The sequence below is a fragment of the Dyella japonica DSM 16301 genome (assembly GCF_001010355.1).
GTDB lineage: Bacteria > Pseudomonadota > Gammaproteobacteria > Xanthomonadales > Rhodanobacteraceae > Dyella > Dyella japonica.
In genome coordinates this window covers 93,093-107,220 of the sequence record NZ_JPLA01000023.1, presented here as the reverse complement: position 1 = coordinate 107,220, position 14,128 = coordinate 93,093, and the positions used below count along the sequence as shown (strand labels likewise).

General features: G+C 63.7%; 12 protein-coding genes. 6 read left to right on the top strand and 6 right to left on the bottom strand.

The window, feature by feature from the left end; all coding sequences use genetic code 11:
* Nucleotides 1–159 precede the first annotated feature (159 nt).
* Together Y882_RS09085 and Y882_RS09080 are read left to right on the top strand one after the other, a co-directional pair.
* The gene (locus Y882_RS09085) at nucleotides 160–510 is read left to right on the top strand and encodes a DUF4242 domain-containing protein (RefSeq protein ID WP_082121033.1); all 351 of its coding nucleotides are present in this window, start codon (nucleotides 160–162) and stop codon (nucleotides 508–510) included.
* 77 nt (nucleotides 511–587) lie between these two features.
* On the top strand, nucleotides 588–3,173 hold the full coding sequence (locus Y882_RS09080; protein ID WP_046971572.1) for an ATP-binding protein: 2,586 nt from the start codon (nucleotides 588–590) through the stop codon (nucleotides 3,171–3,173).
* 33 nt (nucleotides 3,174–3,206) lie between these two features.
* On the opposite strand, the gene Y882_RS09075 is transcribed toward Y882_RS09080, so the two are convergent.
* The gene (locus tag Y882_RS09075) at nucleotides 3,207–3,620 is read right to left on the bottom strand and encodes a cupin domain-containing protein (RefSeq protein ID WP_244466307.1); all 414 of its coding nucleotides are present in this window, start codon (nucleotides 3,618–3,620) and stop codon (nucleotides 3,207–3,209) included.
* A gap of 519 nt (nucleotides 3,621–4,139) precedes the next feature.
* On the opposite strand from Y882_RS09075, the gene Y882_RS09070 reads away from it, so the two are divergent.
* Nucleotides 4,140–4,916: an SDR family oxidoreductase gene (locus Y882_RS09070; RefSeq protein WP_046971570.1), complete on the top strand. Its 777-nt coding sequence runs from the start codon at nucleotides 4,140–4,142 to the stop codon at nucleotides 4,914–4,916.
* A 116-nt stretch (nucleotides 4,917–5,032) separates the two neighbouring features.
* Here Y882_RS09070 and Y882_RS09065 read toward each other — a convergent pair whose 3' ends face one another.
* The gene (locus tag Y882_RS09065; protein ID WP_046971569.1) at nucleotides 5,033–5,914 is read right to left on the bottom strand and encodes a hypothetical protein; all 882 of its coding nucleotides are present in this window, start codon (nucleotides 5,912–5,914) and stop codon (nucleotides 5,033–5,035) included.
* A gap of 431 nt (nucleotides 5,915–6,345) precedes the next feature.
* On the opposite strand from Y882_RS09065, the gene Y882_RS09060 reads away from it, so the two are divergent.
* Complete coding sequence (locus Y882_RS09060) at nucleotides 6,346–7,260, top strand: RNA polymerase sigma-70 factor (RefSeq protein WP_211259155.1); 915 nt, start codon at nucleotides 6,346–6,348, stop codon at nucleotides 7,258–7,260.
* Between the two features lie 236 nt (nucleotides 7,261–7,496).
* Here the strand turns inward: Y882_RS09060 and Y882_RS09055 are convergent, their stop codons facing one another.
* The gene (locus Y882_RS09055) at nucleotides 7,497–8,261 is read right to left on the bottom strand and encodes an SDR family oxidoreductase (protein ID WP_046971568.1); all 765 of its coding nucleotides are present in this window, start codon (nucleotides 8,259–8,261) and stop codon (nucleotides 7,497–7,499) included.
* Between the two features lie 319 nt (nucleotides 8,262–8,580).
* Between Y882_RS09055 and Y882_RS09050 the strand changes: the two genes are divergently transcribed.
* Nucleotides 8,581–9,654 (top strand): LysR family transcriptional regulator, encoded by a 1,074-nt coding sequence (locus tag Y882_RS09050; RefSeq protein ID WP_046971567.1) that lies wholly within the window; start codon nucleotides 8,581–8,583, stop codon nucleotides 9,652–9,654.
* Nucleotides 9,655–9,906: 252 nt separating this feature from the next.
* Here Y882_RS09050 and Y882_RS09045 read toward each other — a convergent pair whose 3' ends face one another.
* The 3 genes from Y882_RS09045 to Y882_RS09040 all read right to left on the bottom strand — a co-directional run bounded on the left by Y882_RS09045 (nucleotide 9,907) and on the right by Y882_RS09040 (nucleotide 12,761).
* A complete protein-coding gene (locus Y882_RS09045) occupies nucleotides 9,907–11,493 on the bottom strand; it encodes an alpha/beta hydrolase (RefSeq protein ID WP_046971612.1) in 1,587 nt (528 codons plus the stop codon).
* Between the two features lie 148 nt (nucleotides 11,494–11,641).
* Nucleotides 11,642–11,767 (bottom strand): hypothetical protein, encoded by a 126-nt coding sequence (locus tag Y882_RS20875; RefSeq protein WP_280136521.1) that lies wholly within the window; start codon nucleotides 11,765–11,767, stop codon nucleotides 11,642–11,644.
* A 409-nt stretch (nucleotides 11,768–12,176) separates the two neighbouring features.
* Complete coding sequence (locus Y882_RS09040; RefSeq protein ID WP_052949836.1) at nucleotides 12,177–12,761, bottom strand: TetR/AcrR family transcriptional regulator; 585 nt, start codon at nucleotides 12,759–12,761, stop codon at nucleotides 12,177–12,179.
* 139 nt (nucleotides 12,762–12,900) lie between these two features.
* Between Y882_RS09040 and Y882_RS09035 the strand changes: the two genes are divergently transcribed.
* Nucleotides 12,901–13,884, top strand: a complete 984-nt coding sequence (locus tag Y882_RS09035) for an MBL fold metallo-hydrolase (RefSeq protein ID WP_046971566.1) — start codon at nucleotides 12,901–12,903, stop codon at nucleotides 13,882–13,884.
* Nucleotides 13,885–14,128 lie beyond the last annotated feature (244 nt).

The following is a 14,128-nucleotide window of genomic DNA, read 5'->3' as shown; positions in this document are numbered from 1 at the left end:
AGCGTTGCGTCCATGAAACACCCGCGATCGCACCGGTCGCGCAAAATGAGGGAAGGCTCCGTGCAATTTGGGGGAAACTCCCGATGTTGCAGCGCATGCCGACTCGTAGCCTGTGATCGCCGCTTGAGCCCAAGCCGCGATTCCTACGAGGAGACTGTCATGCCGCGCTATATCGTCGAACGTTATTTCCCCAATGGCCTTTCCCTGCCCACCAACACCAGCGGCGCCGCCAAGTGCGTCGAGATCGTCAACACCAACGCCCAGGAAGGCGTGACCTGGCTGCACTCCTACGTCAGCGAGGACAAGACCCGCACCTTTTGCGTCTACGATGCTCCCACGCCCGAGGCGATACGCCAGGTGGCCCGTCGCAACGAGCTGCCTGTAGATCAGATCACCGAAATCTCCGTACTCAACCCCTATTTCTATTTGAGTATGGCGGGAGCCAGTCGTGCATCGGCGACCCGTACGGTTTATAGAGCACCGTGGCGTCCGTTCCGCTATTTCCTCTGACGGCACGTCGCCACGCAGGTTTCGCCCGATCTTCCCCCGGTCGGTGCGAACGTTGATCCAGCGTTGAGGATGGCAGTTTGGAACTGGTCGAGCGTGACTACGCCCTGCAGCGGCTTCGGGATGCTCTCGAACTCGCGCGACAAGGCTCGGGCCGCACCGCACTGGTGTATGGCGAAGCAGGCATCGGCAAGACATCGCTCGCGCGATGCCTGGCTTCGGCCCACAGCGATGGGCGTGTGCTGATCGGCGGCTGCGAAGCGCTGTTTTCGCCCCGCCCGCTCGGGCCGTTCTATGACATCGCCGATGCCTTCACCAGCAAGACGCGAAATCTGCTCGGCCGCGAGGGCCGCCGCGCCGAGCTGTTCGCCTCGGTGCTCAGCGATCTGCAGGAACTGGACGGCACCAGTCTGGTGGTGCTTGAGGACCTGCACTGGGCCGATGCCGCCACGCTGGACCTGGTGAAGTACCTGGCGCGGCGCATCGATCGGGTGCGCGCGTTGTTGGTGCTTACCTATCGCGACGACGAACTCGACGCACGCCATCCGCTGCGCCTGCTATGCGGCGACCTGCCCACCGAGATCGCCGTGCGCGTGCCGCTGCTGCCGCTATCGGAGGCGGCCGTGGTCGACATGGCGCAGCGCACGGGTCATCCCTCCGAAGGCTTGTTCGCCGCCACCGCCGGCAATCCGTTCTTTGTCACCGAAGCCTTGTCGGCGGAAGGCCTGCCCGCTTCCGTGCGCGACGCCGTGCTGGCACGCGCAGGACGGCAGTCGCCAGCCGTGCGCGAGCTGCTCGATCTGGCCGCCATCGTGCCGGCGCGCATCGAAATCCCACTGGTCGATGCCTTGCTCGCACCCAGCGGCGAGGTCGTGGCCGCCGCGCTCGCGTCCGGACTGCTGGTGGCCGAAGGCGGCAGCTATGCCTGGCGTCACGAACTGGCGCGCATCTCGATGGAACAGGCGCTGCCGGCGCCGGTGGCGACGGCGCTGCATGCGCGCCTGCTGCATCATCTGGAAACGCTGGGCGATGGCGTGGCCCTGGCGCGCCTGGTGCATCACGCCGCCGGCGCGGGCGACTGCGCGGCGGTGATGAAGTACGCACCCAAGGCCGCCGACACCGCCGCCGCGCATGGTGCGCATTGCGATGCAGCCTGGCTCTACGGCAAGGCGCTGGCGCACGCCGGCGGGCTGCCCGACGAGGAACGCGCCGACCTGCTCGAGCGGCACGCCTATCAGTGCTATCTCACCAGTCAGATCGATTGCGCGATCGATTCCAACCAGGCCGCGCTGGCGATCTGGCGGAAGCTTGGCAACGACCGCCAGGAAGGCCACCTGTTGCGCTGGCTGTCGCGCATGTATTGGTTTGCCGGGCGCAATGGCGAAGCTGAGGTCTACGGCAATCGCGCCGCGCAGTTGCTGGAGTCCATTCATGCCGACGAGGAACTGGCGTGGGCCTTCAGCAACCGATCACAGATGCGCATGCTGTCGCACCGCACCGCCGAAGCGGTGGCCTGGGGCAAGCGCGCGATCGAGATGGCCGAGCAGCAAGGCAATACGGAAGTGCTGGCGCATGCCTTGAACAATGTCGGCACCGCGCGCGCCGTGCACGGCCATGCCGATGGCAGGGAGATGCTCAAGCGCAGCCTGGCCATCGCCACTGAGCATGGCTATGGCGAACACGTCGCCCGCGCCTATGCCAACCTCACCAGCAGCTCGGTCACCACGCGCAACTATCCCGAGGCGCAGTGGTATATCAGCCAGGCCGCGGTGTACTTCTCCGATCGCGATCTCGATTCATGGTCGCAATACGTGGTGGCCTTGCAGACACGCGTGGATTTCGAGTTGGGTCGCTGGGATGGGGCCGGCCAGCTGGCCAGTCAACTGCTGACGCGCTGCGACGTGACACCGGTGACGCGCATTCCCGCACTTACCGTGCTCGCACGCATTCGCCTGCGCCGTGGCGACCCCGGCGCTGCCGCCGCGCTCGACGAAGTGACCGAGCTGGCGTGGGCCACCGGCGAATTGCAGCGCCTCGCGCCCGTGGCAGCGGCGCGCTCTGAAGCTGCGTGGCTGGCGGGCGACGAGAGCGGCGACGACCCTTTCGTGCGCGAGACCATCCGGCTGGCTGAAGAGTTGGGTGATCCGCGCGCCTTGAGCGAACTGCTGTTCTGGCGTCGATGGATGGGCCTGGACAGCGCAAGCACGGGCGAGATCGAAGCCACCTATGCATGGCAGCGCGATGGCCAATGGCAGCAGGCGGCCATGGCCTGGCAAGGCATGGGCTGTCCGTACGAGCGCGCGCTGGCCTTGCTCGAAGGCGACGAGCATGGCATCGCCGAAGGCCTGGCCACGCTCGAAGCACTCAAGGCCTCCGCCAGCCTCCGCCGTTGCCGCGAATGGCTGTGCCGCGCCGGCATGCGCGGCATCGCACGCGGACCGCGCGCCAGCACCGCGGCCAATCCCGCCGGACTCACCCTGCGCGAACTGCAGATACTCGACCTGCTCACCCAGGGCCTGTCCAACACCGAAATCGCCGGACGCATCGCGCGATCGGAGAAAACCGTCGAGCACCATGTGTCCGCCGTGCTGCGCAAACTCGACGCACGCTCGCGCGGCGAAGCCGTGGCGCAGGCCGGTCGGCTGGGGCTGGGCGAGACGCATTGAGCGGCGCGATCAGCCCTTCAGCCCTGCGGGAACTCACTGCACCGGCGTGAGGATCGGCTTGTTCTGGTCCTTCAGCAGAAACACCACGAACTTGGCCGGCTGGGTATTGCTGGCGTTGCGGCCCACCGTGTGCTTGTCGTCCGGACCTTCGTAAAAGGTCTGGCCCGGCCCCAGCGTCACTTCCTTGCCGCCGTTCAAGCTCATCACGATGGAGCCTTCGAGCACGTACACAAAAGCGTGGGCGTAGTGGCGATGGACGGGATCCACCGAACCCGGCGGGTAAGTGACGAGGATCATCTTGCCTTCCTTGCCCTGATAGTCCTTGAGGGCCTTGGTCATCAGGTCCGCGACCTGCGCCTGCGGCGCCGAAGGAGCACTCTGGGCGAAGGCCGGTGTGACGACCACGGGGCAAGCGAGCAGGCACAGCAGGCCTAAGGTCTTGAACATGCGCATGGGGATTTCCTCTTGAATGGCCCGCTCGGTGAGATCGGGCGTCGAAGTGTCCGTCGGCGCGGCGAGCAGTGCTTCCTCAGATCGACCGAGATATCCGCTCGCGCTCCAAAACGTGAAGAGCCCAGCCTAGATTCTCCGCAACGCTGCCAGTAGTTCCTTTGGCGGGCTCGCGGTGTTGCCTTATACGCACCAGTTTATTGATGTTGTCACAGGAGGCGTCAGCGTAACGTCTATCGGGAAAGGCGGCCTTGCCTTGGTGGTGGAGACGCTGCACGCATGATCGACGACGGCAGCTTCGCGTGTGTTGGTGTATCGCTGTCGATCCGTTGTCTGATGTCCGCCGTCGATGGCTGCATCGCCCGCACGACCACCGGGTACACGCCGGGACGCAGGCAGACGATAGCCACATTCGCAGCTGCTTCGACAGGCAATCGACGTTCACCAAGTCCCCAGGGCCACGCCAGACATCAACTCAGACGCGCCTTTGGCGTTATCGCAAACTGGAGGTTTCCCATGAAAGTCGTCGTACTCGGTGGTACCGGACTGATCGGCAGCAAGGTCGTCGAGCGTCTGCGCAAGCACGGCCACGAGGTGCTGCCCGCGGCGCCATCCACGGGCGTCAATGCGCTCACCGGCGAAGGCCTGGACCAGGCCATGGCAGGCACGGACGTGGTGGTGGATCTGACCAACTCGTCCTCGTTCGAGGAGAAGGCGGTGATGGACTTTTTCCAGACCTCCCAACGCAACCTCGCCGCCGCCGAGAAAAAGGCTGGCGTGAAGTATCACGTGGCCTTGTCGGTGGTGGGTACCGGGCGTCCTGCCTTTGCCACCAGCGGCTACATTCGCGCCAAGGTAGCCCAGGAAGCAGGGATACGCGCCGCCGGCGTGCCGTACACCATCATCCACTCGACGCAGTTTTTCGAGTTCCTCAACGGCATCGCCGGCGATGGCGGCCAGGGACAGGAGCTGCATATCTCCAGCGGGTTGATGCAGCCGATTGCTTCCGATGACGTCGCCGATGCCGTCACCGATGTGGTGCTCGCCGCCCCGGCCAATGGCATCGTGGAAATTGGCGGCCCTGACAAGGCGCCGATGGCGGAGTGGGTGCAGCGCTTCCTCACCGCGATCGGCGATACGCGCAAGGTCATCGCCGATCCCAAGGCACCTTATTTCGGTGCCGTGCTCGAGCCGGGCACCTTGCTGCCGGGCGACGGCGCGCGGCTGGGTAAGCAAGATTTCAAGACTTGGTTTGCCCAGTCGATCTATGCCAAGCAAGGCGCGACGGGTTGAGGTTCTGCTGCGTGTCTGCCTCTCGCACGCATGCCTGAATGCGTTGGCACGTCCTCGCTCGCACGCAACTCGGCAGCGGCAAGGGCGTGTCAACCGCACATCCGATCGACAGGCGGCTAAGGCATGCGCCCAGCCAGCCAAAGGGCGAGGTTCCTCACGTACTGCCTGATCGATCGCTGCGCGTCGATAGAATGCGCCAGGCCACTGCCGGGTGGCTCGCTGACGAAGCTGGGCGAGCCTTTCGAGGGATCCCAGTTATAGTCGGCAAAGTGATGGAAGGTCGATTGCGCCAGGGCCGGTCCACCCTGCGCCGACGGCTCAAAGGCCACCGCCAGATTGAAGGATCGTCCACTCACGGCGCTACGCCCGGTCGCAATGACACGTGCCGACTCGTCGTGCGCAGGCTTGCCCACCGCACCCTCATGGGGATGCGCAGGAAAGTAGCGAATCGTCCCGGTCGGCGACTGCGGGTCGGCCAGTACCGGATGGACTGGCGTACTCGGCTCAATGGTCTGGAAGTCGCCGTTCGAGCCGGAGTGATAGTTGGGCCAGGAAATGCTGGTGGTGACGGTGTCGTCGATCTGATGGCGCGACGGATCGGGATCCTGGTTCTTCGAATGGAAGAAGTGCGCCGCACCCACGCCGCCCAGCGTGCATACCGAACTACCCAGATCCATATGGTCGCGCGCCACCAGCATGCCGCCGCCGCGCTGGCGGAAGCGCCCGATCGCTTCGCAGTCGTCGGAGGTCAGGCCATCGCCCGTGTCGACGGCGAATAGCCACAGCTCATCGATGTCCGACGTGTCCAGTTGCGACAGCACGCTATCTGGCTTGCCAACCGCATCGCGATCGCGCGCGCTGACATCGAACAGTGGTGTCCCATCGTCGCCACGCAAGCCGGCGAGATACTCATGCAGCAGGCTGAAGCGACCGATATGCCAGTCGTCGGCAGTGTAGGGAATGGTCGTCTGCAGCAGAATTCGCTTGGTTTGTGACATGGCTGATCCCGAACCTTTTCGTATGCGCCATCGGCGCGTGCATCTTGCCTGGCGCGGCGGCTGCGCGGTAGTTGGCTGGAAGGGCTCGCCGTGTTTCCCTGCGGGAACCAGCGACACTCAGTTGGCCCTCCACTCATCGCGCGCCCGTATTTGCATCGACAAGCCCCCGATGATATCGACGCCATCATCAATGCTCCGTGTTCGCGCGTGACCGAGCGCCACGCCCTCGCGCGCCTCGTTGCATGCCAGATATGGAAAACACTCGCACGCTAGGTCGCACGCTCCGTCCCGCCGCAGGCTATGACAGAAGTCCGATGCTTGGCGCAGACGAATTGCGGCATACTGGTGGTCAGTCACGATCGCCGGAAACTTTCACGGCGTCGCGACGCAGGTTCACCACATCACCCGGACCCGCTTGGCATCTCATTGCTGTGAACGACGCCAATGCCATCTTCTATCGCCTTCGACCCCGCCTGCAGGCGATTGCATACAGCATGCTCGGCTCGGTGGCGGACGCCGAAGACGCCGTCCAGGATGTCTGGCTGCGTTGGCACGGCACCGACCAGGCGGCCGTCAACAACGTTGAAGCATGGCTGGTGACCGCCACCACGCGCGTGGCGATCGATCGGCTGCGCAGCCTGAAGGCCCGCCGCGAGCACTATGTCGGCCTCTGGCTGCCCGAGCCGATCCTGACCGATGGCCCGGCCACGCCCGAACAGATCCATGAGCGTCACGGCGATGTATCCGTGGCGCTGCTGTCGATGCTCGAGCGTCTTTCGCCGGAGGCGCGCGCGGCTTTTCTGCTGCACGAGATCTTTGACGTGGGCTACGCCGATATCGCCGAAACGATCGGCAAGAACGAAGCCGCCGCTCGGCAGATCGTGCACCGGGCCAAATCCCAACTACGCGACGGCGAGCCCAAGTACGCCGTGTCGCCCGAGGCGCACGGTCGCATCGTGGAGCGCTTCGCACAGGCGCTGTCGCTGGGACAGTTCAAGCTGCTGAAGGCGATGCTGGCCGACCAGGCCGAACTGATCGGCGACGGCGGCGGTATCGAAACCAGTTTCCCCCGGCCGCTGCTTGGCGGCCAGCGCATCGCCCAGCTGTTCTATGCGTCCAATCTGCGCTTCAAGAGCGCACTGCGTATCGACCTGGCCTCGATCAATGGCGAGCTCAGCGTGCTGCGCTATATCCATGATGCGCTGGAGTCGGTGCAGACGGTCGAAACGGATGGCGATCGCATCGTCCGCGTGCGGGTCCAGCGCAATCCGGAGAAACTGGCACGCATCGCCTCCGAACTCGGCGTCCCGCTGTATTCAACCGGCGGGGCATCACCGGCGGCATGACCTCGGTCAGCATGCCGCCGGCGCAACGCCTGGCGCCGATCAGACCTTCAGGAAGGCAAGCAGATCCGCGTTGACTTGATGCTGGTGGGTCGTGGCATCGCGAGTGTTTGCTGTGCTACGTCAGCCTGCAGGTTAGGCAACGTGGCCAGGCATCGGTAGAGCCACCAGGGGCGTCGCGGTGTTGCTTTGTGCGCATCAATGACCACACGTAGCGCACATGGCGAATGGTGCCTGTGCTACCAGTCGGCGCCGCAGTACTCGGACTGATCGATCCACGCAGGGAAGCTGGTGGTGCAAAGGTGGGCGCCGTCGTGCGGAAGCAGCGAGTCCTCCTGCAGCGTCGCACCGAAGTATGGTGCAAGCGCATCGGTGACCACGTCATAGGGTGCTTCGATCTCCGTGAGAAAACGTTGGATGATTTCGGACAGCCGCACGCGGTCGGGCCCTGCCATTTCGAGCATGCCGTTGCGCGCAGGCTGCACGGCAAGTTCGGCCATCGCGACGGCGACGTCGGCCGACGCGACGGGCTGGATGTAAGCGGGCGACAGGCTAAGCGCCTGCTCATACACGCTGAGTTCCACGATGCGCAGGAGAAACTCGTAGAACTGCGTCGCATGCAGGATCGTATAGGGAATGCCGGCGCGCTGGATCATCGCCTCCTGCATCGCCTTGCCCACGAAATACGGACTGTCGACGAGTCGATCGGTGCCGACCACGGACAGCGACACATGGTGCTTCACGCCGGCGTCCGTTTCGGCACGCAACAGGTGGGTCCCCGCGGCTTTGAAGAAGGCCAGGGGAGCGTCGCCTTCGAGGTTCGGCGAATTGCTGACATCGACCACCACCTCGGCACCGACGAGCGCCTGATCGAGGCCCACTCCCGTGATGATATCGACGCCCGTCGAGCGCGATGCCGCCGTGACGTCATGCCCGCCGGCCCGCAGTCGTCGCACGACGTTTCTTCCCACCATGCCATTGCCGCCAATCACAACGATTTTCATGATGAACCTCGACGGTCGTCGGTCTAAACGTGGTCGGGCGCGGCATGCGGGGGCACGGCAGGCGATACCGCAGCCGCTGGTCTGCCCATGCTAGGTGAGGCCACGGCGCGCCAGTAGATGCACAGAGGTATACGTCAAATTGCCGATAAGGCACCAATCCCCGCTCGAACGAACTGTCCTGCCTTCTCCGGCCGCGGTCCGACCGCCGATGTCACAAGAGCATCACCCCAGACGACTAGGCCATAGGAGGGGAGCCGGTGATGGCGTTCCACGAGCCGCCACCCGCTCGCCAGGCAGCCTTCGGGTAGGTATCGCGACCATGACGTTCAATCCTCTCGACAAGCCCCAGGGCGATGTCACCGATACGCTGGCCTCCAGCTTTACGGCCAGCTATGCCGGTGTCGTCGCCTTCATCGCCGTCGCCACCGAGGGGAGTTTCGCGCGCGCGGCCGATCGTCTCGGCATTGGGCGCTCCGCGGTCAGTCGCAGTGTCCGCAAGCTCGAGGCCCAGCTCAACGCGAGGCTGTTTCTTCGCACCACGCGCAGCACCTCGCTGACCCGGGAAGGCGAGCTTTTTTATGAGAACTGCCACCCCGGCGTGCAGCGCATCGTGCAGGCGCTTGAGGATATGCGCGAGCTGCGGGCAGGACCGCCACGAGGACATCTGCGCATCAGCGCCTCGATGGGCTTCGGCCGCCAGATCGTGGCGCCCCTGCTCACGGATTTTCGCGCCCGCTATCCCGAGATCACGCTGGACCTGCTGCTCGACGACCGGCCCACGGACTTCACCACCGACCGCGTCGATGTGGCCATCCGCGACGGCCATCTCGAGGACAGCCAGATCATCGCCAAGCGGCTGGTTCCGATGCAGATGCTGGTGTGCGCCTCCCCAGCCTATATCCGGCGATATGGCGCGCCGCAACGCGTGGATGACCTGGCCGGACACACCTGCATCAACTTCCGCATGGCTTCAGGACGCGTAGCCGACTGGGAGTTCAAGGTCGATGGCCAGCGACGCAAGCTGGCGCCGCCATCGATCTGTACTTACAACGACGCCGGACTGGTGCTGCAAAGCGTGCTCGACGGCGCCGGCATGGCGCAGCTCGCCGGCTATCAGGTTGCCGATCACCTGCGCGAGGGGCGGCTTGTCAGCTGCCTTGAGTCATTCGCACCCGACGATCGCGGCCATTACCTGTGCTACCTGAGCAGGCAGCATCTGCCGGCACGCATCCGCGTGTTCATCGACTATGTCACCGAGGCGATCCGCGCACTCGACCTTCAATACGTTGCCGGCATCCCATCACCGGCGACGGCCGCGAACGAGCCGATCCACGCTGTCGCCAATGTCGTGCCCTTGCCGATCCACCAGGGTGGCCGAAAAAATTCGCCGTAGACGCGATGACCCGCTGGCCTTGCTTGCTGGGGCGTGGGTGGCGCGCCAAGGCAGTTTCACTATGGATGCCATCGTGTCTACCAAAAACCTTGATCGAAACACGTGGGCTGGCCGCGGGATCAATCGCGACGATCTCGACGGCGACAGAGAAGAAGGCCCGCGATCGGCGGGCCCTCTTCATGCTCACTGCTTGATGCCCCTCGATGCCTCCGGGGCAAACGCTGCCAGGGCGACGGCGGCAGCCGGCCCTGCTCAGTGCAGAATCAACGGCGCCGGCGCCTTGGTGCCAGGCCGCGCGACCTCGTACATCTGCCAGCTGATATCCTTCAGCAGCGCGTAGTGATCATCGCCCAGCGTGTAAAGATCGAAGTGGCCTTTGGCGGGCAAGAAGCGGAAGTCAGACTTCGCACCCAAGCCATCCAGTACCGCTTTCAACTTATGCGCGGGGCCCTCCAGATAGGCGCTATCGACGCTGCCCACGTAGAGGTGGATCTTGCCGTCCAGGTCGCCCTTCAGCTGCGTCCATTGCTGCTGCAGGCGATAGGCGATGTCGTAGTGGTCACGCCAGTAGCTCATCACCTTGGGATCGACCGCGCCGGTATCGCGATCGAACATCGGCATCGGCCGACCGTCCTTGCCGCGCGGCGAGAACACCCACTCGAACGAGGACATCTGGCCGCCGTACTCGCCGATCACCCGCTCCTGCTTGGAAAACTCTTCAAGCGTGACCAGCACCTTGCCTTGATCACGAAGAAACGGCCGCGGCTTGCCCTGCGCATCGCGATAGAGGTTGGCGTTTGGCGCGTAAAGATCCACGCCAACGAAATCGTGGAAATCGCTGGGGTCCGGCGAGGTCGACCAGGTGCCGCCGAACATGGACGGGTAGTTCGTCTGCAGCCATAGTGTGGCCCAGCCGCCGGACGAATGGCCGTTGAGGAAACGCCCGTTCGCCGTGGCGTCCATGTGGTACTTCGCCTCCAGCGCCGGTATCAGCTCGGCGGTCAGCGCCTGCCCCCAGGGGCCGTTGTTGACCGAGTCGGCGAACTCCACCGTGCCGGTGTAGCCGGACTCATCCAGGAACACCCAGATCATCGGCGGCATTTCGCCCTTGCTCATCGCCGCATAGACACTGGCCAGCACGGGAACCATGCGGTCGTTGTTGCCACTGTAACCATGCGTGTAATACACCGTCGGGTAGCGTGTGGTGGCATGGGCGTCGTAGCCCGGCGGCAACAGTACGCGGCCGCGCATGGCGATCGGGCGGCCCCAGAAAACACTCAGCGCAGGGCTGGTAAAGTCGATCGCCTGTGTATGCGCGCGCGCTTGCGGCAGCAATTGGCGTACCGCAGCCGGCGTCTGGGCCGATAGCATCCACGGATCGCTCGCCGGCAAGACACGCGTGAGCTTCAATACCGGTGCCGCGGTGGCCGGCAAATGCACCGACACCACCTCGCTGACCAGATCGCCGGCGCCACGACCGTCGACCACGTTATAGCCGTGATCCACATCGAGCACCGCCTGCATCAGGTAGTCGCCCGGCGGCAGCTTGGAAAAAGCCCCCGGAAATGCCAGTTGATCGGCGTCAAGCGTCACCTGCTGGCCTGGCTGCAGATGGCTTACCTCGCGCGCCGCTATCGAGGCCTGCTTGGGATCAAACGCACTGGCATCGACCATCTCGACCTTGCCATCCTTGGCCGCTCCTTTCGCCGCCTTCGCCTCGCTGGCAAATAGCAGCAGGCGACCGCTCACCGGTTGCTGGGAGGCGCCATCCAGTTCGACCTGGAACAGGCTCTGCGACGGCGCGGCCTGCTCGGCCCGTGCCAGCCCCGTCCACGCCATCCCGGTGCCAGCTACGCACACTGCCAGCAGTGCGGCAGCGATCTTGTTTTGATGTTGACCCACAAATACTCCTACGCGGCAAGATGCACCGCCAATGAAAGCATTGCTGATTCAGGACGCCGATACGAGTCGGCGTTTCTTAGTATTCCTACTTGGTGTTGACTGGCGGCACTGGCTGCAGCCGCACGTCCTTGGCATTTGCCTGCGCGTACGGCGCAGTCACCGTCATGGCAGCTGACAGCACACCAACTACCGGTCGTAAGTACTTTTTCATGATTTGTCTCCAGGGAAGGCCATTGGGGCAATGGCCCGTTTCTACTTCGCTGATGGCACGCACCCGGTTACGTACTTTTCCTGACGTCCTGCATGAAAGTTGCTGCGAACGCTTCCTGTGTGACGAGGCCGAACATTTGCAGCTCATGCAGCGATGGCGAGACTAAGCATCGCGTGGGGCTCAACTCGCGCCAAGCTCAACGCAGCGGAAGAACTTGCTTGTCTTGAAGTGCGCGCGCCAGCCTCGCGGCGGCGTGATGTCGCTGGCCAGAATTGGTCATCGCCAAGGCAAGAGTGCGCAGCGTTCGATTATATGGCCTGGCAAGTTTTCTCGAGGCAGTGGCCTGCTGCGACCGGAATCGCAAGGATCCGCTTCCGACCCATGGCGAATTTCACCGGATGAGTGCGGCTCAAGTAAGGCCAAGCAAACCGAGGGCCTGCTTTTGCACCGATTTCAGCGTGTCCTCGGCGACAAGGGCTCTGCGAAACACCGCGCTGCCCATGGTCAATGTCATCAACGTAGCGGCTTGAGCACGCGCCAGAGGCCGCCGGGTGCCGTATTGCGTGATGAGTTCTTCGAGCAGTGCGCACATACGCTGGATATGCGCGCGACCGAGTTCAGCCAGCTCGGGGTCGCTGGGGGCCAGCTCCACGATGGCATTCACACAAAAGCAGCCGCGATCATCGGGCCGCGCGTCCACCAGGGCTTTAATCATGGCGCGCAGGGCGGCCTTGGCATCCTCGTGCTCATCCGCCAGTGTCTTCATGTCGGCGTAGAAAGCATCGGCATAGCGCCGATAGGCATGCAGCAGAAGCTCACGCTTTGAGCCAAAGGCCGCGTAAAAACTTGACCGGCTGAGTTGGGTTGCCTCGGTGAGGTCATCCAGCGAAGTGGCCTCGTAGCCTTTGCGCCAGAACACATCCAGGGCATCACCCAGGGCCACCTGTTGATCGAACGATCGAGGTCGGCCAGCGCGGGACATGGTTTTGGTCATGACGTCATCACCTTGACAGCGTGTGGGTGCATTGTGGACCATTCAGTCCACAATGTGAAACCTCGCTCTTCCCCGCCTCGACGGTGCAACGCCGCGAGGTACCTAGGTTGCTCTCCTGCAAACAATAAGGTCACAAAAAATGAAATCTTCGGGTGTGTTGATGCGTGCCGGCCTTGCCATGGCCGTGATCCTTGGCCTGGGCGCCGTGGCAGCGCCAGTGCAGCAGGTCCATGCGGCGGCAGCGCAGGTCAAGAAGTCCGGTGCGGCGTACTACCGTTTCATGCTTGGCAAGTTCGAAGTGACCGCGCTCTCCGATGGCACCACGGCGTTGCCCGTCGACCAGTTGCTGACACAGACCACGCCTGAGCAGGTGAAGAAGGCGCTTGCGGCGAACTACATCAGCATGCCTTACGAGATGAACTTCAATGCGTTCCTGATCAATACGGGCGACAAGCTCGTGCTGATCGATACCGGCGCAGGCGCACTGTTTGGCCCCAACCTGGGCAAGATGGTCGATGCGCTGAAGGCGTCCGGCTACACCCCCGAACAGGTTGATGAGATCTACATCACTCACATGCATCCGGATCACATTGGCGGCCTGGTGGCCAACGGCAAGGCCGTGTTTCCCAACGCGGTCGTGAGAGCCGACAAACGCGAAGGCGATTTCTGGCTGAGCCAGGCCAACCTGGACAAGGCCGGAAAGGATGACAAAGGCTTTTTCCAAGGCGCCCAGGCTGCACTCAAGCCGTACGTGGACTCCGGCAGGTACAAACCGTTTGATGGCGCTGCCGAGTTGTTGCCTGGGATCAAGTCCATGCCCCTGCCCGGTCACACACCTGGACACGCGGGTTACATGATCGAGAGCGAAGGTCAGAAGTTGCTGGCCTGGGGTGATGTGATTCACGTGGGCGCGGTGCAGTTTGCACAACCCACGGTCACCATTCATTTCGATGCGGACAGCAAGTCTGCCGAAGCAGCCCGTCTGAAGTTGTTGGCCGACGCTGCCAAGCAAGGCTACTGGATCGCCGGCGCCCACTTGTCGTTCCCCGGCGTGGGCCACATCCGCGCTACCGGCAACAACAGCTATAGCTGGATTCCGGCCAGCTATGTCGCTATCCACTAAGCGCGGGTAGCATCAGGAACCCGGGGCGTGAGGTTATGGCCCGCTGGCAGGCCTGCAGCTCTCGCTGCAGGCCAATAGCCTGTGGATTGACCGCCGAAGTGCTGGTTTGTCGTTTGAAGGTGGCCCCATGCCGGTGGATCTGAGCGCAGAGGGCTTCATGGCAATCTCACGGAACGTTGCAGGGACTGGGCTTGGCCTGATGGCGCTCTGACCACAAAAGGGTCCGCCGACCGCCAACCCCACC